Source organism: Pannonibacter sp. Q-1, assembly GCF_054073275.1.
The window spans coordinates 769,602-791,389 of record NZ_JBSXNB010000003.1 but is presented as its reverse complement, the minus strand read 5'-3'; the positions used below and the strand labels follow the sequence as shown (position 1 = coordinate 791,389).

Here is a 21,788-nt window from a genome sequence, read left to right as displayed (position 1 = left end):
CTTATCCGGGGCGCCAGCTTTCCAGCACTTCCTGCGCAAGGGCGACTTCAACCTGGGTGCCGAACCGCCGCAGGCACAGATCCATCAGGGCGTCGTGGCTGCGGTCGGAGGAACTGCACAGCGCGTCGCGGATCAGCACCACGCGGTACCCCCGGTCAATGGCGCCGAGGGCAGTGGAAAGCACGCAGATGTCGGTTTCTCCACCGGTCAGAAGAAGAGTGTGAGCCTTGATCTTGCGCAGCAGCCCATCCAGGGCCGGGGTCAGCCAGGGGGAGTAGACTTGCTTGCCGACCACATGGGCCGGGGGCACGAAGCGGGCAAGGGCAGGGACCAGATCCGCCGCCTGCCGCCCGATCCGGTCCAGCGTCACGTCCTGCCATTTGCGGTAATAGCGCCGCCAGGCACCTCCTGCATCTTCAGGAGATGCAGGAGGCAGGAACCGGGTAAATACGGTATGCGCCGGAGCATGCTCGCAAAGCCGTACGACAGTGGGCTCGATCCGCTCCAGCCAGGGCACCGCCCAGGGCGAACCGGCCGCAAACAGGCGCTGCATGTCCACGCAGATGTGGATGCAGCCGCTTCCAAGCGGGCCATGGAGCAGTCCCTGCTTGCCGCTCATCGCGTCCTCGGGTCTTTCCGTGGGCGTGGCTCAGGCATCGTCCGGGCCTTTCTTGCCCCTCAGGGCAGGAGCACGCGCTCGCGTGACCACAGCCGCAACTCGCGGCAGCGGACGACAAAGCTGGCACCTGTGCCTGTCTCCAGCGGCATCATGCCTTCGTCAGCATCCGGGGCGATCCCGGCGGTTTGAAGCAGGGGCGCTGCGCCTGATGTGTGGCCGATGAACTTGCAATGGGCGAAGGCATCGGTGACGAAATCCCGGCCCGGCGCTTCCTGTGCCAAGAGGTCTGCCCCCTCCGGCGTCAGGATCAGAGCCACCGCATCGAAGAGCACCGAAGGGCCGCCGTCGATGAGATGTGTGACGGGAACGAAACTGCCATCACCTGCGGTGATCCCGCCGGCCTTGCGGGCGATGATTTCAAGCTTTGCACCTTCGGCTTCAAGCGCGGCCTTCAGTTCCTGCAGCAGCGTGCCGTCTGCACCGTCGCAGGTCAGCACCCCCACCTTGCGTCCGGCGAAACTCGCCGGGGCATTCTTCAAGATGCTGAGGGCGGGCGAGGGCGGCAGATCCCGCGGCGGCACGGCAGCGTCCGCCGGGTCCGGCAGAGGGTCGATGCCGAGCTTGCCGGCCACCCTTTCGGCCAGCGGGCCGTCGATGTTGAGCAGATGCGCCACCATGCGTTCGCGGATCACCGGCATCTCGCATTTCGACAACTCGAAGATCAGCGCGTCTGCAATGTGCTTCTGCTCCACGGCCGTCTGACTCAGGTAGAATTGCCGCGCCTGGCTGTAATGATCGGCAAAGCTCTCCGGGCGCAGGCGCTGCTTGGGGCCCTCCACCTGCGCAGGATAGGTGCGGATGCCGGTTACCGGATCTTCGCGCGGCCCTTCACCCCAGGAGTTCGGCTGATAATTGGCCCGTCCCCTCGGATTGTGCATGGCCATGTGCCCGTCCTGCTGGAAATGCGCGAAGGGGCATTTGGGGGCATTGACCGGGATGTGGGTGAAGTTCGGGCTGCCAAGCCGTTTCAGCTGGGTGTCGAGATAGGAGAAGTTGCGCCCCTGCAGCAGCGGATCATCGGAAAAGCCGATCCTCGGCGGGACATTCTGCGTCATGAAGGCGACCTGTTCGGTTTCGGCGAAGAAGTTGTCCGGCATCCTGTCGAGGATCAGCCGTCCCACCGGGACAGGCGCGAGGATTTCCTCCGGAATGATCTTGGTCGGATCCAGCACGTCGAAATCGAAACTATCTGCAAAATCCTGGTCGAACAGCTGCAGGCAGAGCTCCCATTCCGGGAACTGTCCGGAAGTGACGGCCTCCCAGAGGTCGCGGCGATGGAAATCCGGATCGGCGCCGTTGATCTTCAGCGCCTCGTTCCAAAGCACCGACTGCATGCCGGACTTCGGCTTCCAGATGAACTTGACGAAGGTTGATTTGCCTTCCTCTGTCACCAGACGGAAGGTGTGGACGCCGAAGCCTTCCATGAAGCGGAAAGAGCGCGGTATGGCCCGGTCGGACATGACCCACATGATCATGTGCATCGATTCCGGCGTCAGCGAGATGAAATCCCAGAAATTGTCATGCGCCGATTGCGCCTGCGGAAAGGCCCTGTCGGGTTCCGGCTTCACGGAGTGGATCACATCGGGGAATTTGATGGCGTCCTGAATGAAGAAGACCGGGATGTTGTTGCCCACCAGGTCCCAGTTGCCCTCCTTCGTATAGAATTTGACGGCGAAGCCCCGCACGTCGCGGGCAAGATCGAAGCTGCCCTTCGAGCCAGCCACCGTGGAAAACCGCACAAAGACGGGCGTGATTTCGCCCGCGCGCTGGAAAATGTCCGCGCTGGTGTATTCGGCAAGCGACTTGTAGGTCTCGAAATAGCCATGGGCGCCATAGCCCCGCGCATGGACAACGCGCTCGGGGATGCGTTCATGGTCAAAGTGAAAGATCTTTTCGCGGAAATGCTGGTCTTCCATCAGCGCCGGCCCGCGTGCACCGGCCCGCAGCGTGTTCTGGTCGTCTCCAACCGGCGTGCCCTGTGCCGTGGTCAGGATGTCCATGCCCTCTTCGGGGGTCTGGTGAAGTTCCCCGCCCTGACCCCGGGTGAGGGTCTGGTCATGGATCCTCGCGGACTGTGCGGGTGGATGCTGCTGGCTCATCGGTTTTCTCCGCTCGCTGGCTTGAAAGAGGTCGGCCGTTCCCATTGCTGCGGAAAGGCGGCGTCAGTTGAGGGCGGGATGCCCGCCCCCTGATGGGGGCGGGGGCGGGCACCGCAGGGTCAGTTCGCCTGCGGGGCGGCCGGACGGCCAAGCGTCTCCGGATTGGTCTGGTCGTATTCCGGCAGAGCTTCGATCTGGTCGCGGGTCCAGGGCAGATAGACCCGGGTCTCGCTGTTGTTGGCATAGACCGTCAGATCGGACACCGGCACGGCAACGCGGCGCTGGCCGATGCCCAGGAAGCCGCCCACATCCAGAAGAACGTGGGTGATGGTCTCAGGCGTGGCCGAGGGGGAGGGCGTCGGCTGTACCGTGCCGGAAGGTCCCGTCACGGAACCGCCGCCCGTTGTGCCATCAGTACCCGGCTGTGCCTGCTGGCCCGGCATGCTGCCGGTGCCACCCGTTTGGCTGTCCGGCGACATGCCGGTTCCGGTGGTGGTATCTGTGCCTGCCGCCGGCGGCGTGCCGGCCGTGCCGCCCGGGCTGGTGCTGGCGGGGGGCTGAGCGGCACCGGCAGCACTGGAGTCAATCACCAGGTCCTGCACCGAGCCGATGGAGTCACCCGTGGCGTCATAGATGGTGGCGCCAATCAGATCATCGGCCGTCAGCACGATATCCTGACGGGCATAGCCTTCAGGCGCGGTGAAGCCCGGCATTGCGCCCGTATCTGCGCCGGTGCCCGGCGCCGTCTGCTGCATTCCGGGCTGGGTGCCCGGCTGCGTACCGGTCTGGGCAAGGGCGGAGGTTGCGGCAAAGGCCGAAACCAGCATGGTTGTCATAAGCAGCTTTTTCATTGGTATCTCCTTGGTGAGACTGCCGCAGCGCGGCGGCAGCGCAGGGTTGCGGCGCAGGGACATGACGGCGGGCGCAAGCCGCCTCTCTCCCCGTGTTTTGCGCGGGGATGGTCCAGCACCGGAATGTGTGTCAGGGCCTAGCGGCCGGCCGTCAGATCAGCGGCACTGCGCTCAAGGAAACGCCGTGTGGTTCCGTCGAGGTGCTCGAAAAGCCAGTCAGCCATATCCTGCTCTTCTGTCAGGATCTGCTGGAAAACAGCGATGGCAGGTTCGTCACCCAATTCACGGGCGGCGGCGATCAGCACTTTGTAGGCAGCGATCTCCATGTGCTCGAACGTGTAGCTCGCCATGCCGCCTTTTACGACTTCATCACTGGCAAAGATGCCGCTCAGAGCCTGGCCGCTGGCCGTTACTTTGCCCATCACGTCTTTGACGGTGGAGGTGTCCGTAGCCCGGTCTTCCAAAAGCTTGCGCAAGGCGTCCTCCTGCCGTTCGGTTTCTGTGATGTGTTGCCGGATCCTGGCACTGAGCTCAGGATAGTTCTCCAGCCTCGACATCATGCCCCGCATCATGGTCAGGGCCTGTTCCTCCATGGCGTGCGCATCGCGCAGCCAGGAGAGATAGTTTTTGCGGATCTCTTCCATAAGGTGTTCCTTTATTGGCTGCCATTTCTGTGGGGCAGGCCGCAGGGGGGGAGAACCCCCCTGCGTTCCGGGTCAGCGGCGGCGGTTCTCCCAGCCACGGCGGGAGGCTTCGGAATGGCCCTCGTAGTCGCCAAACCAGCCACCGTGGCCATGGTCATCATCGCGATGGCGCGAATAGCGGCGGTCGTCGTCGCCATAGCGGCTGGAGGACCGGCCATAGGAGCCGCGCTCATCCTGTCCACGACGGTGCTCCCAGCCGCGGCGCGAGGCCTCGGAATGGCCCTCATAGTCACCGAACCAGCCACCCTGACCACGGTCATGGGAGTGGTCGTCATAGTGGCCGCGGGACGAACGGCGATCGTCATCGTCGTCCTCGTACCGGCTCGATGAACGGGAGTAGGAGCCACGGCCGTTATCCTCGCGGCGGTGTTCCCACCCGCGGCGGGACGCCTCGGAATGACCGCGCGGATCACCGAACCAGCCACCATGGCTGTGCTCCCGGCCATAGTCGTCATCGCGATGGCTGGAGTAGCGGCGATCATCCTCATCGTGACGGCTGCTGTAGCGTCCGTTGTGGTCGTCTTCACTCACGAAGCGGCCATACCTGTCACGCTCACGGTGAGAGCTGCCGCTATGACGGCCATAGCCACGGTGATCGTCGTCGCTCACAAAGCGGCCACGGGAATCGCGTTCGGGCATGTCGTTGTATCTCGGCATTTTGTCCTCCTTCGGAGTTTCCGGGCCTTGCCCCTGATCCGCCCTGGAAAAAAGCGCGGGAGGGAAGGTCCGGGTCCGGCACCATGCCGGAATGGGACGGAAGCCGGAGACCTTGGATGGCAGGTGTGCAGGGCCTAATTGCCCTTGCCTGCCCTGTCTGTCTGCTTCCGTCTGTGCCTGCCGTGTCCGGCATGCGACTGGTTCAACAGGCAGCTGGGCGGGATGTTCCTGAGTTCGGGCAGATCATTTGAGAAAGCCGGAAAAATCGGCCTGTCCACCCTGCGGCGGCATGCCGGACCTTGCTTATTCATCTGAAGAAAAAGGTTTTCGGCTGGAGGACGCCTGGAAGCTCTGCCCCGTTTACATACGGAAACGGCAGAGCTGTTGCTCCGCCGTCTGTGCCGGTTGAGAATTTTCGCGAACCGCAGAGCCCGCTTATAGGTCAGGTCAGATCGGCGGCAGGGGAGAGCGGGTGCGCAGCCGTTCCCGCCGTGTTGCTTCGGCAGTGTCATAGTCCCAGCCTTCGGCCTCGAACCGGGTTCTCAGATCACCAAAGCCGACCGTCGGCACCTGATCGAGAGCGGCAATGACCTCGGCACGCCGCTCCTCCGGGAACCGGACGGTCAGCGCCACGTTGCCGCGCCGCATGGCCTCGTCAAAAACCGGAGCATCGCTGTCACTTACGCCCATATCCGTCAAAGCGCCAATGGCACTTCCGGCGACTGCCCCGCCGACTGCGCCGGCAGCTGCCGTTGCGAGCCAGCCAGCGGCGACAAGCGGGCCGATGCCCGGGATGGAAATGGCGCCAAGTCCGGCCAGAAGCCCGGCTCCGGCGCCGGCGACCGATCCGATCCCCGCGCCAGTTGCCGTCCCCGAAGCCTCATCATTCGGCACTCCGGCTGGCTCGTAGCGCTCCTGCAGGCTGCTGCCGCCGACCAGCGATACATCAATATGGTTGCGGCCGAGCGCCGTCAGCTTGGCATGAGCGCGTTCGGCGGTGGCGAGATCCGGATAAACTCGTGTTACGACAGGCATTGCAATTCTCCTTGGTTGTTAAGTGCGTTTCATTACGGGTTGGCCTGGTCACTGGGCTGCCGGAGTGGTGACGACGTTGCCCCGGTAGTCGACGGCAACCGACACCGGCTGTCCGTCCACTGTGCCGGTCCCGCGCCAGATGCCCTGATCATCCAGAGTGAGCTGGGAGACATTCGAGACATTCCACGCCATGGCGCGGTCGCGGGCCTGCTCTTCGGTGAAGCTGTTTGCACCTTCAAACGGAGCGCCCGATTCCGGTGCCGACTGAGACCAGGTGTGGGAGTCGCAGACCTCGAGAAACTGGTCCCGGGTCAGGCCCTGTTCGCCGATGACAATGCCATCGATCATTGTCCGTGCCTCTTCGCGAGCAGCCTCGCTCTGGCTCAGAAAGCCGTCTCCATCCAGATCGAGCGCATCGAACTGCGCCTGGCAGTCCACCTGCACAGCGTCCCGGCCGGTGAGCGGGTTGGCCCCTTGCGAAGGCGGCACCGTATCCTGCGCCGATGCCAGAGACGGAAGGGCGAGCGCTGCGATCACCGTGAATGCAAAACCGTGGCGTGTCATTTTGGTCCTCCTGGATATGCGGCGGTTTGGTCCGCCGGTGCGCTGGTGAACCTGACCCCGGGCGAAATGTTCCAGCGCCACGCTGAGGCCGCTTTTCTGCCTCTCCGGCAACAATCTTGGGGAACAATGCAGAGTCCTGGCAGTTGGCCTTCCCGAGTGCTGACGGGCTGCAGCAGTCCGGCTGTCCGGTGGGGATCTACTGAAGAGAGATTTCGTAAGGGCAGCCCGGAGAATGCGGCGCAGCATCTCTGGCGGCCAGGTGACGCAAGATCTTGCTGAATAGGGGAATTGCAGGCTGCCTCCGCCCTGGCGGGAGCGATCCTGACGATGTCAGGCACTTTCCCGCCAGCGCAAAAGGTTGCGGATGTCCCGTGCTGCTGTGGCGGGCTCAACGTCTCCAGGGGGGACGATTCAAAACCCTGTCATCCATAGCTGCCGGTGGTGCGTAGCCTCTTGCCTGGTGCGTTGATCCTGATCACGCGCTCAATGAAACGGATTCCTGATGTAGATGTGCCGAACTTAGTGGGGAGTAGAAATGTCGACACGCATCATGATGAACTGCAAACTGGAACGGGAAAATGGGAAGCTCCTTCAACTTCTTTATCGGACAGCGCGTGGATTTGTTCTCCGACGGGGAGGATATTTTCTACGAAGCGGAGAGGGTCTTTGGGACTGCAGAGGCCGATCGCTCTGTGCCGGAGCATCTCCAGGCAGCTGCAATGGCTTTGGGACAGGCCCTTGATATCCGCCACGGCGGAGATGGGGCGCATCTGCAACGGACAAAGCCTCCTGGCCGCCGCGAAGCCGTATTCTCGGAGATGGGCAGTGGCGGCGCCCTTCAGGGATTTGACCGCACGAGACGGGGGGGCAGCTCATAAGCTGCCACCCGCCGGGAACATGCCCGCTGTTTGCCGGTTGCTGACCGGTCCATAACAGCGGAGGCATTGAGATGACCCATTCCACACACGGCGGCGCAGGCCGCGCCGCCCGGTCTTCCGGCAACCCGGAGGAAGGCCGCTCCATGCAGCAGGGCAACGGTGCCCCGGCCAAGGGGCACCGGTCCTTCCCCCGCCCGCCGTTTCCCGAACAGACCCAGGACCTGCCGGGCAGTTTCCAGAAGATGGATCCGCGGCCGGACCACGGCGAGGAGACATGGCGCGGCGCTGACCGGCTGAAGGGGCTGGTGGCGCTCATCACCGGCGGGGACAGCGGTATCGGCCGGGCCGTGGCCATTGCCTATGCCCGCGAAGGTGCCGACGTGATCCTTGCTTATCTCAACGAAAGTGATGACGCTGCCGATACTGTCCGGCTTATCGAGGAAAGCGGCCGCCGCTGCCTGTCGATTGCGGGTGACATTGCGGAGGCGGAATTCTGCCGGGCCATTGTCCGCAAGGCGGTCGATACCTTCGGACGGATCGACATTCTGGTGAACAACGCCGCGCATCAGGACACGTTCGACGAGTTGAGCGAAATCTCCGACGAGGAGTGGGAGCGCACCTTCGCGGTGAACATTCATGCCATGTTCTGGCTTACCCGCGCGGCGGTGCCGCATATGGCGCCGGGAAGCTCCATCATCAACACGGCCTCGATCAACTCCGATATGCCCAACCCGACTCTCTTGGCCTATGCCACCACGAAGGGAGCGATCCAGAACTTCACGGGCGGGCTGGCTCAGTTGCTGGCGGAGAAGGGGATCCGGGTCAATTGTGTCGCGCCCGGGCCGGTCTGGACCCCGCTCATTCCTGCCAGCATGTCCGGCAGCAGGGTGGCGAAATTCGGCGGCGACACTCCGATGAAACGCCCGGCACAGCCGGCAGAGCTGGCATCTGCCTATGTGATGCTGGCCGAACCGGTGTCGAGCTACACCTCGGGGGCGACCATTGCCGTGACTGGCGGCAAGCCTCTGATCTGATCGAATGGAAAAAGGGCTATGGGACTGAAGCTTCAGTGTCATAGCCCTTTGCTTCGTCCCCTTTACATGTGCCGTGGAGTCACGACAAGGAAGGACGGGCCCGTCTCCGGCCCGGGCCGACCAGGCCGGCATGCCGGTGCAGGTTCTCGAGGATATGGCTTGCGCGGTCTTCCGTCCCGGCTTCCGCAGTCCACAGGATCAGGTCTGCAAGGCTGCGCGGCAGGGAAAGGCCGGGCACGAAGCCGATCCGGTCTTCGGCTGTGCCCGGTTCGCCAACGAGGTGCCGTGCCGTGCCCTTGCAGGCCATCTGCAGCGGGGCCGCTGCCCTTTCTCCGGCATAGGCAGCCATTGCCAGCATTCCGGCAATGTCAGCCGCACTGTGGCCGATGCCTGAACTGATGTTGAGCGGCAGCATGTCCCGGGTGCAATTGAGCAGCGCCAGACGGAAGGCGCGGACGGCGTCATGCACATGCAGCCAGTCGTCCGTCTGCCCGCCATCCTCGAGCACGGGCGGACGCCGCCCTGCGAGGAGATGGCTGGCCATCAGCCCGGTTTCGCCGCAGAAGGTGCCGCCGCCCGGGAGCGGCGGGCCAAAGAGGCGCCCCATGCGCAGCACAGCCGCTTTCGCACCCGTAACCGCGCTCCATTTGCGCACCATTCTTTCGCGCATCACGCAGAGCTTGGCCGCATGGGTCAAAGGGGCAGGGGGCGTGTCTTCCGGGGTGGGCATGGCGGCGATGGGCTGGTCCCTCAGGCAGCGCGCCTGCCATCTTCCCGCTTCAAGGTCGTAGATCGTGCGCCGTGCCGGTTGCGGCACCCCGTCTTCATCGATGTAGCGCCCTTCGCCGTAAACCGTCAGGCTGGACTGCAGCACCAGCCGCTCGACCCCGGCTGCCGCTGCGGCCCGCAACAGCGTCACCGTCTGGGCCAGGGGAGGGGGCGGGCGCAGCCGCTCCCGGTCGAGCGGGTGCACCGGATCAATCAGATGGATCACGTGCTTGGCCCGCTTGAGGGCCTGATCGAGACGGTCAAGATCATCCAACTCGCTGGTGATCAGTTCCGCATCCAGCGGCGGTGGCCAGAGGTCTCCGTCCCAGGTGCCGGGCAGGCCGTCATCCCAGGCGATCACGTCATGCCCCTGCGCGCGAAGCCCGGCCACCAGATGGCGTCCGTGGTAGCTGCAGGCCGATGTCACTAATACGCAGGTCATGTGTTCCTCTGATAAAAGAGGCTGGCTGCGCATGGGACGCAGCCAGCCCTGTCGTTTTCTTCTGGCGTCAGGCAGCCTTGAGCGCGGCCTTGTTGAGCGAGCCCTCCGCCAGCTTTGTCAGCTTGCCGTCGGTGGCCTCTTCCTCGTTCAGCGTGTCCTGAAGGATCTTTGCGATCTCTCGCTGGCCAAGCAGTTCTGCCCAGTTGCGCAGCGTGCCATAGCGTGAGATCTCGTAATGCTCGACCGCCTGGGCCGAGGCAATGAGCCCGGCATCAAGGGCGGGCGAACCCTTGAAGCTCTCAAGCACGTCCTCGCCTTCCTCCAGAATGCCTTCGATGGCCTGACAGGTCTTGCCGCGGGCGGGCTTGCCCAGAATGTCGAACACCTCCTGCAGGCGTTCCACATGGGTCTGGGTCTCGTCGTGGTGCTTCTCGAAAGCAGTGCTCAATTCCGGCGAATTGGCGCCTCTTGCCATTTTCGGCAGGGCCTTCAGGATCTTGCGTTCGGCGTAATAGACGTCCTTCAAGAGGTCCATAAACAGGTCTTCGAGGGTCTTGGTCTTCATGGCTTTCTCCTTTGCTGGTGAGTTGGCCGGCCGGGCTCAGGTGCAGTAACCGGAGCCTCGGCGGTTTGTTCCAGCCCGCATCAGTTGGCGGGGGGCGGCGGGGAATTTTCGTCCTGCAGTGCATAGGCGATGACATAGTCCCCGGCCTTCGTGCCGACCGAGCCGTGGCCGCCTGCGACCATCACCACATACTGGCGCCCGTCGAGGGCGTAGGTCAGCGGTGTGGCCTGACCGCCTGCGGGCAGCCGCGCCCGCCAGATTTCCGCGCCCGTGGTCAGGTCATAGCCGCGCAGGTAATCGTCCACCGTTGCGCCGAGGAAGGCGACGCCGCCGGCGGTGATGATGGGGCCGCCGATGCCGGGAACGCCGGTCTTGAACGGCAGGGGCAGGGGCGTCATGTCGCGCACGGTGCCGTTGCGGCGCATCCAGACGATCTCGCCGCTGCGCAGGTCTGCTCCGGCCACATAGCCCCAGGGCGGGGCAGAGCAGGGCACGCCGAGGGGGCCGAGGAACGGCCCCATGAAGACGCCGAAGTCAGCTCCTTCATTGCGGTTGAGGCCTTGCTCGGAGGCTTTCTCGTCCTCTCCTTTCGGCGGAATTTCCGAAGCCGGAACCAGCCTGACGGTGAAGGGCAGGTAGGTCGGCATGCCGAACATCACCTGCCGCACCGGATCGACCGCGATGGAGCCCCAGTTGAAGACCCCGAAGTTTCCGGGGTGGACAATGCTGCCTTCGATGGAGGGCGGCGTGTAGCGGCCTTCATAGTTCAGGGTGTGGAACTGGATCCGGCAGGCGAGCTGGTCGAACAGGGAGATGCCCCACATATCCGCCTCGCGCAGCTTCGGGGGCTCGAAGGACAGCGCGGAGACCGGCTGTGTGGGCGCGGTCCATTCGCCTGGAATCGCTCCGGCAGGGGCTGCGCGCTCGCCCACGGGCAGAAGCGGCGCGCCCGTCCGCCGGTCGAGGACGTAGATGTCGCCCTGTTTCGTGGGCTGGACAAGAGCAGGCACGCGGCCCTGCGGCATGTCGAGATCGATCAGAACGGGCTGGGCGGGCACATCCATGTCCCACAGGTCGTGACGGACGGTCTGGAACACCCAGACCCTGCGTCCGGTGCGGATGTCGAGGGCCACCACGGAAGAGGAATGCGCTTCGGTGGCGGCGCTGCGCCCGGTGCCCAGCTGGTCGGGAACCTCGTTGCCGAGCGGGATATAGACCAGCCCCAGCGCCTCGTCATAGGAGAAGATGGACCAACTGTTGGGAGAGTTGGCGGTATAGGTCTCGCCGCCGGCAATGTCGATCGGGGCGGTATTGTCCGGGTTGCCGCTGTCCCAGTTCCAGATCAGCTGGCCTGTCAGCAGGTCATAGGCGCGGATCACGCCGGAAGGCGAGTTTACGGAGAAATTGTCATTCACTGCGCCACCGATGATCAGCTTGCCGTCCACTGCGACCGGGGGCGAGGTGGAGTAGTAATAGCCCGGCGGCTGGTAAGGCATGCCCGGGAGCAGCGAGATTTCTCCGCCCTCGCCAAAGCTGGCGCAGGGCTCTCCGCTGGCGGCATCGAGCGCGACCACACGGGCATCGGCGGTGGGCATGTAGACCCTTGCTGCACAGGCTTCACCGGGTGCTGCTGCCGGATTTTCCCAGTAGGTCACACCCCGGCAGGTCTGATGCTGACGGTCCGGCTCCATCCCGGACTTTGCGTCATGACGCCAGATTTCCCGTCCCGTGGCCGCGCTGATGGCGATGGCAATGTTATGCGGCGTGCACAGATACAGGTTGTTCCCGACCTTCAGCGGCGTCACCTGATAGGTGGTTTCGGTCACATCCTCGGGCAGGCGCACATCTCCGGTCTGGTAGCGCCAGACTTCGGTCAGGGAGCCAATAGTCTCCGGCGTGATCTGATCGAGCGGTGAGTAGCGCTGGCCGTAGCTGCCGCGCCCATAAAGCCGCCAGTCCTCATCGGCAAAATCCGCGCCTCCGGCAGGGGAGGGATTGACCGTGTCCGCTCTCAGAGTGCCCGAAATATTCTTGGGGTCACGCAGGACGGAGCCGAGCGCCACGGCACCGCAGGCCAGCAGGACAACCGCAAGACAAGCCGCACCCGGAGACCGTCCGGCTGCCTCTGCTTCACCGCCGGCGACCGGACGGAACCTGTCCAGGCCGATCAGCCACAGGCCCATCAGCACCAGCAGCCAGCCGCGCGGCGCGAGCTGATACCAGTCGGGCCCTACTTCCCACAGTGCCCATATCATCGTGCCTGCGAGGATGGCGGCGTAGACGGTCAGCGCATGTTGCGGCCGGTGGAGCAGGCAATGAGCCGTAAGGGCAAGGCCCAGCCCGATGAGCAGATAGGCGGGACTTCCACCCAGCCAGACGAGTTGCACGCCCGGAAGGGCGAGGGCAAGGCCAACAAGAACGAAGAGAATGGCGGTCAGGAACCGGGCCATGAGGAAAGTCTCCTTTCGGTCTGTCAGGACGTGCGGCCGCGGCTCCTGCCCGCGGTGTCCGCTGGTCCAGACAGTCCCGCCGGCTGCTTTCCGGCCCATGAACCTCTGCCCTCAAGGATTGTTCCCGGTCTGCCCGGATTGCTTTTTCGGATGCAGGCGGACCCGGCCACAAAATCAACTTGTATGACACCTACATTCAGATTGCTGGGAACAATCTGCCCGTCCGTGGATTGCAATCGACGTGACCACAAGCCGCAGGCCGCACACCTATTCCTCACACCCGCAGCCGCTGGCAAGAACACGACCAGGGAGAAATTCATGACCGACTGGATGACAATCGCGGGGGCTGAAAGCACACGTGCGCCTTCCTGGGGAGGCAGGGCATCGGGGCAAACGTGCAAGCAGGAGATCATCCGGCTGAAGCCGGACGGGCGCAGACCCAGATCGACAGCGGCAGGAAAGCGCTGCGGGGAGGAGATCGTCAGCTACATTCCGGCACTGCGTATTTTCGCGCGGTCTTTATGCCGCAATCCGGTTGAGGCTGATGATCTGGTGCAGGAAACCTTGTTACGGGCCATCGAAAGGGTAAATCAGTTCGAGCCCGGCACCAATCTGAGGGCGTGGCTTTTCACCATCATGCGCAACCGGTTCTATTCCAACTGGGCCAAGCGGTCGCGCGAGCGCACCGGTGATCAGGATTGCGTCTCCGGAGAGCCGGTGGCGGTGGCCGACACCCAGATCTGGCATCTGCGCATGCAGGAGATGGAGGAAGCCCTTCATCAGCTGCCGATCCATTACCGGGAGACCATCATTCTCGTGGCGGTGCTCGGCGAAAGCTACATTCACGCCTCGCAGATCCTCGGCTGCGACATCGGCACGATCAAAAGCCGGGTAAACAGGGCGCGAGCTGCCTTGCGGGACAAGCTTGATGAAATCTAACCGGCCATAGGCCTTTCAGCCCAGACGGTTTCAGCCATTTTTGCAGACGCGGTCTTCCAGGGGCTGCGTACTGGCGCTTTTGCACGTGTGCGCGGGACTTCAGTGCGTGTCGCGCAAGCTTCTCGGCAGGAGCGCTGCACCGTCATGGGCACTTTCAAGCGCCTCGCCCAGTGCAAGGGCCAGATCCTGGAGCCTTTCCGGCACCGGTTCTGCCTCTGCGGCATCAACGATTTCGCGCGCTTCCTCCTGAAAGGCCTCGCGCTCTTCATGTCCCTCGTGAGGGGAACCGGCCGGTCCGTCCGGCTGCTGGGTCTTGTCTTCGCTGAACATCGCGGGGTTCCGGCTCTCTCGGGTATCTTGAAGTATTATATACCCTTTTCCCGCAGGTCGGCGAGCCCGGCACGGTCACATTGTTGAGCGTTTCTGAAATAAATGGTTTACATTAAGCAACCGGCGGCGTGCAGAAGTGCACGCCGCCGGTTGATCGTTTCATGCTTTCACTCAGTCACTCAGCTTTCCTTGGGCCGCGTCCGTGCGGCGGTTCTGGTGCCCGCTGTGCCGGTGCCGGACGATTCATCGCTGTCCCCGGACGCCTCCTGGACCCGCAGATTGTTCTGGACGTGCTGCACGCCTGAACAGTCCTCGATGCAGTCTTCTGCGGCTCGCTTGGCCTGGCGGGACGAGACGTGGCCGTTGAGTGTCACTTCCCCGTTGGAAACCTCCACGGTAATGCCGCTGGCATCCACCGTATCGGCGTCCACGAGCCGGTCACATACATCTTCCCGGATGCGGTCGTCGCTGCGCTTGTAATCCTTCGGCCCATGGCCGCGAAAGCCGCGTGCCCCCGTTTCCCGGCGGCCCTGCCCCTGCAGGGCCGAGAGCATGCCGGGGTCATAGACGCGCGGGGGGAAACCCGGGCCGTTTTCGTAGCCGGGGCCACCATACATGCCGCTCTCGCTGTTGCGGCCCCAGCGGCGCTCGTCGTCCCAGCCGCGCCTCTGTTCATCGTGGCGCTGGTCGTGACGGGCAAATCCGAAGGCGTTGCCGTCGTCCTGCACGCCATAGTCCGGACGGCCGTAATCCTGACGGCCATAGGACTGCGGCAGACGCCCCGGCGCGCGGCCCGGCTCACGTCCATACATCCGCCCGTACATGCTGCCGTTCTCGTAAGGATCCTGGTCGCGGCGGTAGCTGCTGCCGTACCGGTCGTCATCATCGTCACGGGCCTGCGGACGATCATATTCCCGCGTGGGCCAGTAAAGCGAGCGCTCGTCTTCCATGGAGCGGCCTTCGCGGCCATAGCGGGGTCTGCCACGGCTCTGATCATTGCGCTCGTCGTAGTAACGCTCTTCATAACGGCGGTCTGCCATTGCTTTTCCTCCTGTGCTGCCCGCCCTCCGGACTGGCTGGCGGGGTGTTGCCGCAGAGGGCCTCTGCGTTGTGCGTCAACCATGCGGGATGGGGAATGTTCCTGGATTACGGCCTTACTCGATGACTGCGCAGGCGAGGCGGTCTCCGGCATTTCCAGAGGGCTGACTGCGATAGTCATCGGCCTGCGCATGGACCATCAGTGCCCGGCCGCGGATCGAGTTTCCGCCTTCGTTGAGGGTCACAAGCGGATTGTGCACCTCGACACGCGCCATGCCCTCCGCGTCGGTCCGGATATTGGGCATGTCTCCGGCATGCGGCCCTGTCTCTGACAGGTATCCATGCTCCACACCTTCCGGATTGAAGTGGTCCCCGGCGGATTCATGGCCGCCATGGGGATCGCAGCTGCCCGTCTCGTGAATGTGGAAGCCGAGCCATTGGTTGGGCGGCAGGGCGCCGAGGTCGAGCTTGATCAGCACGCCGCTTGGAGTTTCAGTCAGGGTGGCGGTACCGGTTTCGGTGCCCTCCCCATTGACGAAAGTGGTTCTTGCTTCCTGCGCAGCGGCAGGAAGGGGCAGCACCAGAAGCGTGCCAAGCAGGATGCGGGTCAGGTGTCTCATCGGTCTGTCCTCCTGTTGAGGACTGGGGAACCGTCTCCTGCCTGCGTTGTTCCCGCTTTCCTAAGGCCTGCCGCTGCCGTCTTTCTGCTGCGCAAGCGCTGGTTCCTGTGCGCGGATCTCCTTCACGTCCTCCGCCGAGACCGGTGTGCCGTCATTGCCCCAGGCCTGACGCACGAAACTGGCAAGTTCAGCAATTTCGCTGTCGGTCAGCCGGTCCGCATAGCCCTGCATCACCAGCGGCATCGGCCGCTTTTCCGTCCCCTCCACCTTCGCGCCATGCAGGATGATGGAGATCAGCGGCGTGACTTCCTCCGACACGACGAGGCTGTTGCCCTGAAGCGCGGGGAAGATATCCGGAGATCCCCGTCCGGTGACGAAATGGCACTGGGCGCAATTGTCCAGATAAAGCCTTGCACCCAGCGGCATATAGGGTGGGGCCATGCTCAGCATGCGCGTTGTTGCCTCCCCTGCCTGATCCATGCCGGCAGGCGGCAGGGCGAGCGGGCCTTCGGGCACAGCCATTTCCGGCGGATCATGCGGCTGGCCATCCTGCGCCTTGAGAAACCGTGCCATGGCAATGATGTCCTCATCACTGAGGTATTGCAGAGAATGCTCCACCACGAGGCCCATCTCGCCATTGGCGGTGGAGGCAAAGTTGCGGCCCGTGGCGAGAAAGGCTGTCAGTTCACCGATGGGCCATTTGCGGATGACGCTTTGCGGCCCGCGCAGAGGCGGTGCTTCCTGTCCCTCGATATATCCCCCGGTCAGGAAGGCAGGCTCATCCGCCTTGAGGCCGTCCTGCCCCATGTAGACCGTCCGGGGGCTGTGACAGGCAGCGCAGTGGCCGGGGCCTTCCACCAGATATTGCCCGCGATCCAGAACGGGATCACCCATGGTTCCGGTGAAGCCGCTGTCATGGCGCAGGGTCAGCCAGTTCAGGGCCCTGAGGCCCCAGCGCTGATTGAAGGGGAAGGGCAATTCCGGCTCTTTCACCGCGTTGCGCACGGGCGGCACCTCTTCCATGAAGAAGCGGTACAGCGCGCGGATGTCCGTTTCGGTCATAAAGCGGAAGTTCTCATAGGGCATGGCCGGGTAGAGATGGCTGCCATCGGCGCGCAGTCCATCCACCAGTGCTGCCCGGAACTGGTCCAGCGTCCAGCCGCCGATGCCTGTTTCCGGGTCCGGCGTGATATTGGCCGTATAGATTGTGCCAAGCGGGCTTTCGATCGGCCGTCCGCCCGCGAGGTCCGCGCCGCCATCGGCCGTATGGCAGGCGATGCAGTCACCGGCACGCATCACATATTCGCCCGCGCCGGCTTCCGGCTCCCAGCCTTCCGGCGGCAGCTGCGACATGGGGGTGCGGCTCACCGGGATCAGGATGATGGCGGCCATGACAAGCCCGCCGGTGACAGCGAGAGCCAGCAGAATTTGAAGAAAGATCCTCATCTCTTGCCCCCTCAGACCAGCGGGCCCGGATTGGGCAGGTACTGCTTCCGGATCGCATCTGCGGCCCAGTAGGCGAGCCCGCCAACCAGCCCTGTGGGATTGTACTGGGTGTTCTGGACGAAAGCGCAGGCGCCCATGACGAAGACATTGTGCTTGTCCCAGGCCTGCAGATACCGGTTCAGCGGCCCGCCGTCCGGAGTTGCGCTCATGATCGAACCGCCGGTGTTATGCGTGGTCTGATAGGGCCGTATGTCGTAAAGGGACTCCTCGTCCTTGTAGTCGCCATGCATCAGGTCCGGCTGCATGGACCGGGCAAGCGCCTCGATCTTCTCCTGCAGAAAGGCGTTCAGCCGCAGCTCGTTGGCGTGCCAGTTGAAGGTGATCCGCATCAGCGGCCTGCCGTGCCGGTCGCGGTAAGTGGGGTCGAGATCGCAATAGTGGTCCCGGTAGGACATGACCGAGCCATGATGCGAGATGTTCATCTCGTGGCCATACCATTCCGCAATGGCGGCCTTCCAGCGCGCACCCCATTCGGGCGTGCCTTCCGGCAGGGGCATGTTGCGGATCGGCTGGCCATTGGTCTGCGCCGAGGAAATATAGGCCCCGCCAATGAAGCCCTCCGCACCGAAGTCGATGGCGTTCATGCCGAAATCGTCGATGCACATGCCGTTGATGCCGGAGCCGACAAAGGGATTGAAATGCTCGTTGCGGAAGAACAGCGAGGTGGAGCCGGTGATCTGATAGCCGTAGTTCTTGCCCGTCACTCCTTCGCCCGTCGCCGGGTCATAGGGCTGACCGATGCCGGACAACAGCATCAGGCGCACATTCTCGATCTGATAGGCCGCCAGGATCACCAGATCTGCGGGCTGGAACACCTCCTCGCCCGCCGCTTCGTCGTAATAGGTCACGCCGGTGGCCGTGCGCCCATCCGCTGCCATCTCCACGCGCAGCACCTCCGCTCCGGTCCGGTAGCTGAAGTTGGGCTTGCGGAACAGGGCGGCGAGGATGGTCGTCTGCGGTGAGGATTTGGAATACTGGTAGCAGCCGTAGCGTTCGCAGAAGCCGCAGAAATTGCAGGCGCCCATCTGCATGCCGTACTCGTTGACATAGGATGTGGAGGCATTGCCGCCGGGACGGGGGAAGGGGTGATAGCCCATGGCCTTTGCGGCTTCGGCGAATTTGACACCGTTCCATGTCATCGGCAGAGGCGGCATCGGATAGTCGCGTGAGCGCCAGCCCTCATACGGGTTGCCGCCGTCCCGGATTTCCCCGCGGATGTTGCCGGCGATGCCGCTGATCCCCGCCACCCGCTCAAACCGGTCGAAGAAGGGCTCCAGCTCGTCATAGGTGACGGGATAGTCGGCAATCGTCATGTCTTCGGGGATGATGCCCGCATCCCAGCGCTCGGTGATGTAGCTCCGCAGCCGCAGTTCCTCCGGCTGCGGGCGCCAGTTCTGGCCGTTCCAGTGCACGCCGGATCCGCCCACGCCGTTGCCGAGCAGGAAGGAGCCCCATTTTCGGACCGGCAAGGCCGTTTCTGACAGGTCCCGGCGGAAGGTCACGGTGGATTGTGCCGGCCGCAGCATCATCTTGTGACGCTCGCCCTGGCTCAACTCGTCGATCATCTGCGGATAGCGCATTTCCGGCACTGTCCGGCGGTCCGGGCCGCGTTCCAGCGCCAGGACCTCAAGACCCTCACTGGCAAGCTCCATTCCGAGGATGGCTCCGGTCCAGCCGAGGCCAACGATCACGGCGTCCTTTTTCGTCTCCTGCCGGGCCATCGCTCAGGCCCTCTCGCCGGAGATGGAAACCGGACCCAGCGGATAGGGGACGTTGTGCTGCTCCACCCATTCGCGGTAATGGGCGCGGGCACCGGGAAAACCGATATGCACCCATGCCGCCATCTGGTGATTGCCGCCGTGGATCGGGTCGGACAGATATCCTTCCTTGGTGTTGGCGAGCAGCAGGTCAAAGAAGTCCCGCAACTCCGGCGGCAAGGGCACGGTGCCCTCTTCCAGTGCGGTCAGGGCCTCATCCTGGGCTGAGGCGGGCAGGGCAGTGAAGGCCGCGCCGAAGCTGGTCTCGCACCATGCGTCAAACAGGGGGATGGCCTGCCGGTAGACATCGGCGGGAGCCAGCGGAGACTGCCAGCCGAATTCCGGTTCGGCATCGGGCTGGTGCGGTCCTGCCATGTACCAGTCGGCCGCCGATCCGAAATCACCGGACAGTTCCCGGTCGATGAAGACCGGCACCCGCGCCTCCAGCGCTCCCGGACCATCGCCTTCGGAGGGGATCAGCCGTGCCACGGCGGCCAGCACGAAGGCCCATTCCGCATCGGTGAAAAACGCCCTTGGATAGTCTTCCAGCGGCGGAAGCGGCTCCTGCGCCAGGGCGGTGGCGGGCCAAAATCCGGCTGCGGCAAGGCTGCCTGCGGACAATTGCAGGAACTGCCTGCGGCCGGTGCGGAAGGAAGCGGGGTGATGCGGCGGGGTGGTCATGTCGTCTCCCTGGCTTGGAACTGGCTGGAAGCGGCATCGGGGATGCTCTTGCTGCATGTTCTGGGGGCGAGGAACCGGCGGGCCGCCGAAATGTTCCAGTCCCGCGTGGAACAGTCCGGCCCCAGCCGGGTTTCCTGTCTGCAACAGATGAAGAGGACGGCGCTGGAGATGCAGGACAACAACCTTGTGCTGGGGGCGGTGCTGGACCACCTGGAGGAGGCAGGCAAGGCGGAAGCGGTCAGTATCGGCACGATGGTGGAAGCCATCGGCGCCCGTTCCTTCGCAACGCTGATGCTGGTCTTTGCCCTGATCTCCGTGTCCCCGGCCAGCATCCTGCCGGGGGTGACGACCCTTGTTGCCCTGCTTGAGTTCATTCTGGCCGCGCAGATGATCCTCGGGCGCCGGCACATCTGGCTTCCCGGCATTCTGGAACGGCGGGAGATCGCAGGGGCGCGGCTGCGTGTGGCGGTCTCCTGGCTGCGAAAGCCGGTTGCCTTCGTTGATCACATCCTGCAGCCGCGTTTCAGCACATTGACGGAAAAGCCCTGCCTCTATGTCTGGCTGATGATGATCATGGCGCTGACCCTCTTCATGCCCTTCATGGAGCTGGTGCCCGGCAGCGGCACGGTCGCCTCCGGCTTCATTGCCCTGGTCGCGGCCGCCATCCTCACCCGCGACGGGCTCTTGCTGCTGCTGGCTGGCCTGTGCCTTGCCGGACTGGGCTTGATGGTCCACTGGGTCGGCGAAACCATGCTCTGACAGGTCCGGCCGCATCATCGTCATGCAGCAATTGAAAAAAAGGGCGGGAACATCAGGCGGCCGGACAGGTTGCCACATCCGAGGTCCCTGCCTCAGGGCCGGATCTCACGCCTACCCAGTCTCTCACTGGAACTCCAGGCGCCCGCTCCGGTGGGCGCCGCTTTTTTTGTGCGGGGTCCGGAGAATGCGGAAAAGGCGGCCCGGAAGGTCCGCGCCGCCTGCAAATTTCACGTGCCATTCTGACTTGAAACGGCTCAAGCGCCGCACCGGCTGGTGTCAGTGCTTGTGCTCGGGCAGGTCTTTCAGCTGATCCTTGGTCCAGCTGGTAACGCCGTGCACGTTGCCTTTCTCATCCCGCATCAGGTTGAGCTGATCTGCACGCACCAGCACCGGCTTGGCGCCGATGCCGAGGAAACCGCCGACATCGACGACGACCTCGGTCAAGTCACCGGTCCGGTGCACATGGGAAATGGTGCCGACCTTGCGGTCAGCTGTGTCGTAAATCGGGGCGTCGGCCAGAACAGCTTCATTCAGGTCCTGCCGGGGCAGCGGGGTGTGCTTGCTGTGATCCATGAGTTTCTCCTTTGGTGTTGCTCGTGTTTTTCCCGCAAAGGGGAAGGGGGCGAAAATGCCGCTGCGCTGGGAGGGGCAGAAGCGGGGCTGCCTGTGTCAGCGGCCAAAAGGGGAAGCTCGGAAGACCACCAGATTCTTCGCTTCACCAGGGCAGGCTGTCAGGCGCAGCGGCATTTTCGTGCCGTCAACCTCTGCCGCTGCCGTTTGTTCCTGAGTTTCCGGAAGGGCCTGCCGGCAGGCATGCAAGGCTGACCAAGGGGGCATGTTCTGGAACACAGAGGCCGGCTGCAGGGTTGATCCTGCGTCTGGCCGGGAGAAAGCTCATGATCGACAGCACAGTGGCGCTGATTGCCGGGGAATTCCGCGATCCCTTCGTTGCCGTCCGCTTCGAGGTGGCCCTGCTGCGGCTGGTCTTTGCGGCGGTGCTGGGCGCGGCGATCGGTTTTGAGCGGGAGATCCACTCCAGTGCTGCGGGGCTGCGCACCCATATGATTGTGTCCATGGCGGCCTGCCTCTTCACGATCATCGCCGCCGAGATCATGGCCAACGAGTTCAAGGGTGCAACGCATCTGCAGACTGATCCCTTGCGTCTGATCGAGGCGGTGACGGCTGGTGTCGCCTTCCTCGCGGCGGGCTCGATCATCACCTCCGGCGGCCGGATTACCGGTCTGACCACCGGAGCGGGGATGTGGATGGCAGGCGCCATCGGCCTTGCCTGCGGCAGCGGCCTTCTGCCGCTTGCCATTCTGGCGGCGGTGCTGGCCATCGCCGTGCTCTGGCTGCTCAGGCGCATGTCGCGGCGTATCGGCCACAAGGGCGGGCCGGATGAGGACACATGAAACCCCAACCACTGAAAGGA

General features: G+C 63.9%; 21 protein-coding genes. 4 read left to right on the top strand and 17 right to left on the bottom strand.

The features are described from left to right. Position 1 precedes the first annotated feature (1 nt). From ACVNHC_RS11480 to ACVNHC_RS11450, 7 genes are all read right to left on the bottom strand, one after another. Positions 2–619 (bottom strand): cysteine hydrolase family protein, encoded by a 618-nt coding sequence (locus tag ACVNHC_RS11480; protein WP_186392701.1) that lies wholly within the window; start codon positions 617–619, stop codon positions 2–4. Between the two features lie 59 nt (positions 620–678). Further along, on the bottom strand, positions 679–2,778 hold the full coding sequence (gene katE / locus ACVNHC_RS11475) for a catalase (protein ID WP_457167343.1): 2,100 nt from the start codon (positions 2,776–2,778) through the stop codon (positions 679–681). A 119-nt stretch (positions 2,779–2,897) separates the two neighbouring features. After that, complete coding sequence (locus tag ACVNHC_RS11470; RefSeq protein ID WP_457167342.1) at positions 2,898–3,629, bottom strand: PRC-barrel domain-containing protein; 732 nt, start codon at positions 3,627–3,629, stop codon at positions 2,898–2,900. 137 nt (positions 3,630–3,766) lie between these two features. Further along, positions 3,767–4,273, bottom strand: coding sequence for a ferritin-like domain-containing protein (locus ACVNHC_RS11465; protein ID WP_457167341.1), 507 nt, complete (start codon positions 4,271–4,273; stop codon positions 3,767–3,769). A gap of 72 nt (positions 4,274–4,345) precedes the next feature. Further along, positions 4,346–4,990, bottom strand: coding sequence for a hypothetical protein (locus ACVNHC_RS11460; protein WP_457167340.1), 645 nt, complete (start codon positions 4,988–4,990; stop codon positions 4,346–4,348). 447 nt (positions 4,991–5,437) lie between these two features. After that, positions 5,438–6,025: a hypothetical protein gene (locus ACVNHC_RS11455; RefSeq protein WP_122520843.1), complete on the bottom strand. Its 588-nt coding sequence runs from the start codon at positions 6,023–6,025 to the stop codon at positions 5,438–5,440. A gap of 48 nt (positions 6,026–6,073) precedes the next feature. After that, positions 6,074–6,589 carry a hypothetical protein gene (locus tag ACVNHC_RS11450; RefSeq protein WP_457167339.1) on the bottom strand — a complete coding sequence of 172 codons (516 nt, stop codon included), beginning with the start codon at positions 6,587–6,589 and terminating at the stop codon, positions 6,074–6,076. A gap of 1,021 nt (positions 6,590–7,610) precedes the next feature. Between ACVNHC_RS11450 and ACVNHC_RS11445 the strand changes: the two genes are divergently transcribed. Next, positions 7,611–8,501 (top strand): SDR family oxidoreductase, encoded by an 891-nt coding sequence (locus ACVNHC_RS11445; protein WP_457167376.1) that lies wholly within the window; start codon positions 7,611–7,613, stop codon positions 8,499–8,501. Between the two features lie 79 nt (positions 8,502–8,580). On the opposite strand, the gene ACVNHC_RS11440 is transcribed toward ACVNHC_RS11445, so the two are convergent. From ACVNHC_RS11440 to ACVNHC_RS11430, 3 genes are all read right to left on the bottom strand, one after another. Continuing rightward, positions 8,581–9,711: an NAD-dependent epimerase/dehydratase family protein gene (locus ACVNHC_RS11440; RefSeq protein WP_457167338.1), complete on the bottom strand. Its 1,131-nt coding sequence runs from the start codon at positions 9,709–9,711 to the stop codon at positions 8,581–8,583. Positions 9,712–9,778: 67 nt separating this feature from the next. Next, complete coding sequence (locus ACVNHC_RS11435) at positions 9,779–10,276, bottom strand: YciE/YciF ferroxidase family protein (protein WP_050472983.1); 498 nt, start codon at positions 10,274–10,276, stop codon at positions 9,779–9,781. 80 nt (positions 10,277–10,356) lie between these two features. Then, on the bottom strand, positions 10,357–12,726 hold the full coding sequence (locus ACVNHC_RS11430; protein ID WP_457167337.1) for a membrane-bound PQQ-dependent dehydrogenase, glucose/quinate/shikimate family: 2,370 nt from the start codon (positions 12,724–12,726) through the stop codon (positions 10,357–10,359). 318 nt (positions 12,727–13,044) lie between these two features. Here ACVNHC_RS11430 and ACVNHC_RS11425 point away from each other — a divergent pair, with 318 nt between their 5' ends. After that, the gene (locus ACVNHC_RS11425; RefSeq protein ID WP_244274493.1) at positions 13,045–13,665 is read left to right on the top strand and encodes a sigma-70 family RNA polymerase sigma factor; all 621 of its coding nucleotides are present in this window, start codon (positions 13,045–13,047) and stop codon (positions 13,663–13,665) included. Positions 13,666–13,764: 99 nt separating this feature from the next. Here ACVNHC_RS11425 and ACVNHC_RS11420 read toward each other — a convergent pair whose 3' ends face one another. The 6 genes from ACVNHC_RS11420 to ACVNHC_RS11395 all read right to left on the bottom strand — a co-directional run bounded on the left by ACVNHC_RS11420 (position 13,765) and on the right by ACVNHC_RS11395 (position 19,597). Next, complete coding sequence (locus ACVNHC_RS11420) at positions 13,765–13,995, bottom strand: hypothetical protein (protein ID WP_050472984.1); 231 nt, start codon at positions 13,993–13,995, stop codon at positions 13,765–13,767. Between the two features lie 179 nt (positions 13,996–14,174). Continuing rightward, on the bottom strand, positions 14,175–15,035 hold the full coding sequence (locus tag ACVNHC_RS11415) for a BON domain-containing protein (RefSeq protein ID WP_457167336.1): 861 nt from the start codon (positions 15,033–15,035) through the stop codon (positions 14,175–14,177). Positions 15,036–15,149: 114 nt separating this feature from the next. Continuing rightward, positions 15,150–15,653, bottom strand: a complete 504-nt coding sequence (locus ACVNHC_RS11410) for a superoxide dismutase family protein (protein WP_058898961.1) — start codon at positions 15,651–15,653, stop codon at positions 15,150–15,152. A gap of 60 nt (positions 15,654–15,713) precedes the next feature. After that, positions 15,714–17,099: a c-type cytochrome gene (locus tag ACVNHC_RS11405; protein WP_457167335.1), complete on the bottom strand. Its 1,386-nt coding sequence runs from the start codon at positions 17,097–17,099 to the stop codon at positions 15,714–15,716. Positions 17,100–17,110: 11 nt separating this feature from the next. Next, positions 17,111–18,880 (bottom strand): GMC family oxidoreductase, encoded by a 1,770-nt coding sequence (locus ACVNHC_RS11400; protein WP_457167334.1) that lies wholly within the window; start codon positions 18,878–18,880, stop codon positions 17,111–17,113. 3 nt (positions 18,881–18,883) lie between these two features. After that, entirely contained in the window at positions 18,884–19,597 is a 714-nt protein-coding gene (locus ACVNHC_RS11395; protein WP_050472989.1) for a gluconate 2-dehydrogenase subunit 3 family protein, read from the bottom strand. Here ACVNHC_RS11395 and ACVNHC_RS11390 point away from each other — a divergent pair. Further along, the gene (locus ACVNHC_RS11390; protein ID WP_457167333.1) at positions 19,580–20,356 is read left to right on the top strand and encodes an exopolysaccharide biosynthesis protein; all 777 of its coding nucleotides are present in this window, start codon (positions 19,580–19,582) and stop codon (positions 20,354–20,356) included. The genes ACVNHC_RS11395 and ACVNHC_RS11390 overlap by 18 nt on opposite strands. 276 nt (positions 20,357–20,632) lie before the next feature. Here the strand turns inward: ACVNHC_RS11390 and ACVNHC_RS11385 are convergent, their stop codons facing one another. Next, complete coding sequence (locus ACVNHC_RS11385) at positions 20,633–20,929, bottom strand: PRC-barrel domain-containing protein (protein ID WP_050472990.1); 297 nt, start codon at positions 20,927–20,929, stop codon at positions 20,633–20,635. Between the two features lie 323 nt (positions 20,930–21,252). Between ACVNHC_RS11385 and ACVNHC_RS11380 the strand changes: the two genes are divergently transcribed. Beyond that, a complete protein-coding gene (locus ACVNHC_RS11380; protein WP_050472991.1) occupies positions 21,253–21,768 on the top strand; it encodes an MgtC/SapB family protein in 516 nt (171 codons plus the stop codon). Positions 21,769–21,788: the final 20 nt, after the last annotated feature.

Excerpts from the sequence above, each read along its gene's own strand:
- ACVNHC_RS11415 (WP_457167336.1), bottom strand. The coding sequence starts at position 15,035 with ATGGCAGACCGCCGTTATGAAGAGCGTTACTACGACGAGCGCAATGAT.
- ACVNHC_RS11410 (WP_058898961.1), bottom strand. The coding sequence starts at position 15,653 with ATGAGACACCTGACCCGCATCCTGCTTGGCACGCTTCTGGTGCTGCCC.
- ACVNHC_RS11455 (WP_122520843.1), bottom strand. The coding sequence starts at position 6,025 with ATGCCTGTCGTAACACGAGTTTATCCGGATCTCGCCACCGCCGAACGC.
- ACVNHC_RS11460 (WP_457167340.1), bottom strand. The coding sequence starts at position 4,990 with ATGCCGAGATACAACGACATGCCCGAACGCGATTCCCGTGGCCGCTTT.
- ACVNHC_RS11385 (WP_050472990.1), bottom strand. The coding sequence starts at position 20,929 with ATGGATCACAGCAAGCACACCCCGCTGCCCCGGCAGGACCTGAATGAA.
- ACVNHC_RS11380 (WP_050472991.1), top strand. The coding sequence starts at position 21,253 with ATGATCGACAGCACAGTGGCGCTGATTGCCGGGGAATTCCGCGATCCC.
- ACVNHC_RS11450 (WP_457167339.1), bottom strand. The coding sequence starts at position 6,589 with ATGACACGCCACGGTTTTGCATTCACGGTGATCGCAGCGCTCGCCCTT.
- ACVNHC_RS11395 (WP_050472989.1), bottom strand. The coding sequence starts at position 19,597 with ATGACCACCCCGCCGCATCACCCCGCTTCCTTCCGCACCGGCCGCAGG.
- ACVNHC_RS11405 (WP_457167335.1), bottom strand. The coding sequence starts at position 17,099 with ATGAGGATCTTTCTTCAAATTCTGCTGGCTCTCGCTGTCACCGGCGGG.
- ACVNHC_RS11420 (WP_050472984.1), bottom strand. The coding sequence starts at position 13,995 with ATGTTCAGCGAAGACAAGACCCAGCAGCCGGACGGACCGGCCGGTTCC.
- katE (WP_457167343.1), bottom strand. The coding sequence starts at position 2,778 with ATGAGCCAGCAGCATCCACCCGCACAGTCCGCGAGGATCCATGACCAG.
- ACVNHC_RS11425 (WP_244274493.1), top strand. The coding sequence starts at position 13,045 with ATGACCGACTGGATGACAATCGCGGGGGCTGAAAGCACACGTGCGCCT.
- ACVNHC_RS11445 (WP_457167376.1), top strand. The coding sequence starts at position 7,611 with ATGCAGCAGGGCAACGGTGCCCCGGCCAAGGGGCACCGGTCCTTCCCC.
- ACVNHC_RS11465 (WP_457167341.1), bottom strand. The coding sequence starts at position 4,273 with ATGGAAGAGATCCGCAAAAACTATCTCTCCTGGCTGCGCGATGCGCAC.
- ACVNHC_RS11480 (WP_186392701.1), bottom strand. The coding sequence starts at position 619 with ATGAGCGGCAAGCAGGGACTGCTCCATGGCCCGCTTGGAAGCGGCTGC.
- ACVNHC_RS11435 (WP_050472983.1), bottom strand. The coding sequence starts at position 10,276 with ATGAAGACCAAGACCCTCGAAGACCTGTTTATGGACCTCTTGAAGGAC.
- ACVNHC_RS11470 (WP_457167342.1), bottom strand. The coding sequence starts at position 3,629 with ATGAAAAAGCTGCTTATGACAACCATGCTGGTTTCGGCCTTTGCCGCA.
- ACVNHC_RS11390 (WP_457167333.1), top strand. The coding sequence starts at position 19,580 with ATGCGGCGGGGTGGTCATGTCGTCTCCCTGGCTTGGAACTGGCTGGAA.
- ACVNHC_RS11430 (WP_457167337.1), bottom strand. The coding sequence starts at position 12,726 with ATGGCCCGGTTCCTGACCGCCATTCTCTTCGTTCTTGTTGGCCTTGCC.
- ACVNHC_RS11400 (WP_457167334.1), bottom strand. The coding sequence starts at position 18,880 with ATGGCCCGGCAGGAGACGAAAAAGGACGCCGTGATCGTTGGCCTCGGC.
- ACVNHC_RS11440 (WP_457167338.1), bottom strand. The coding sequence starts at position 9,711 with ATGACCTGCGTATTAGTGACATCGGCCTGCAGCTACCACGGACGCCAT.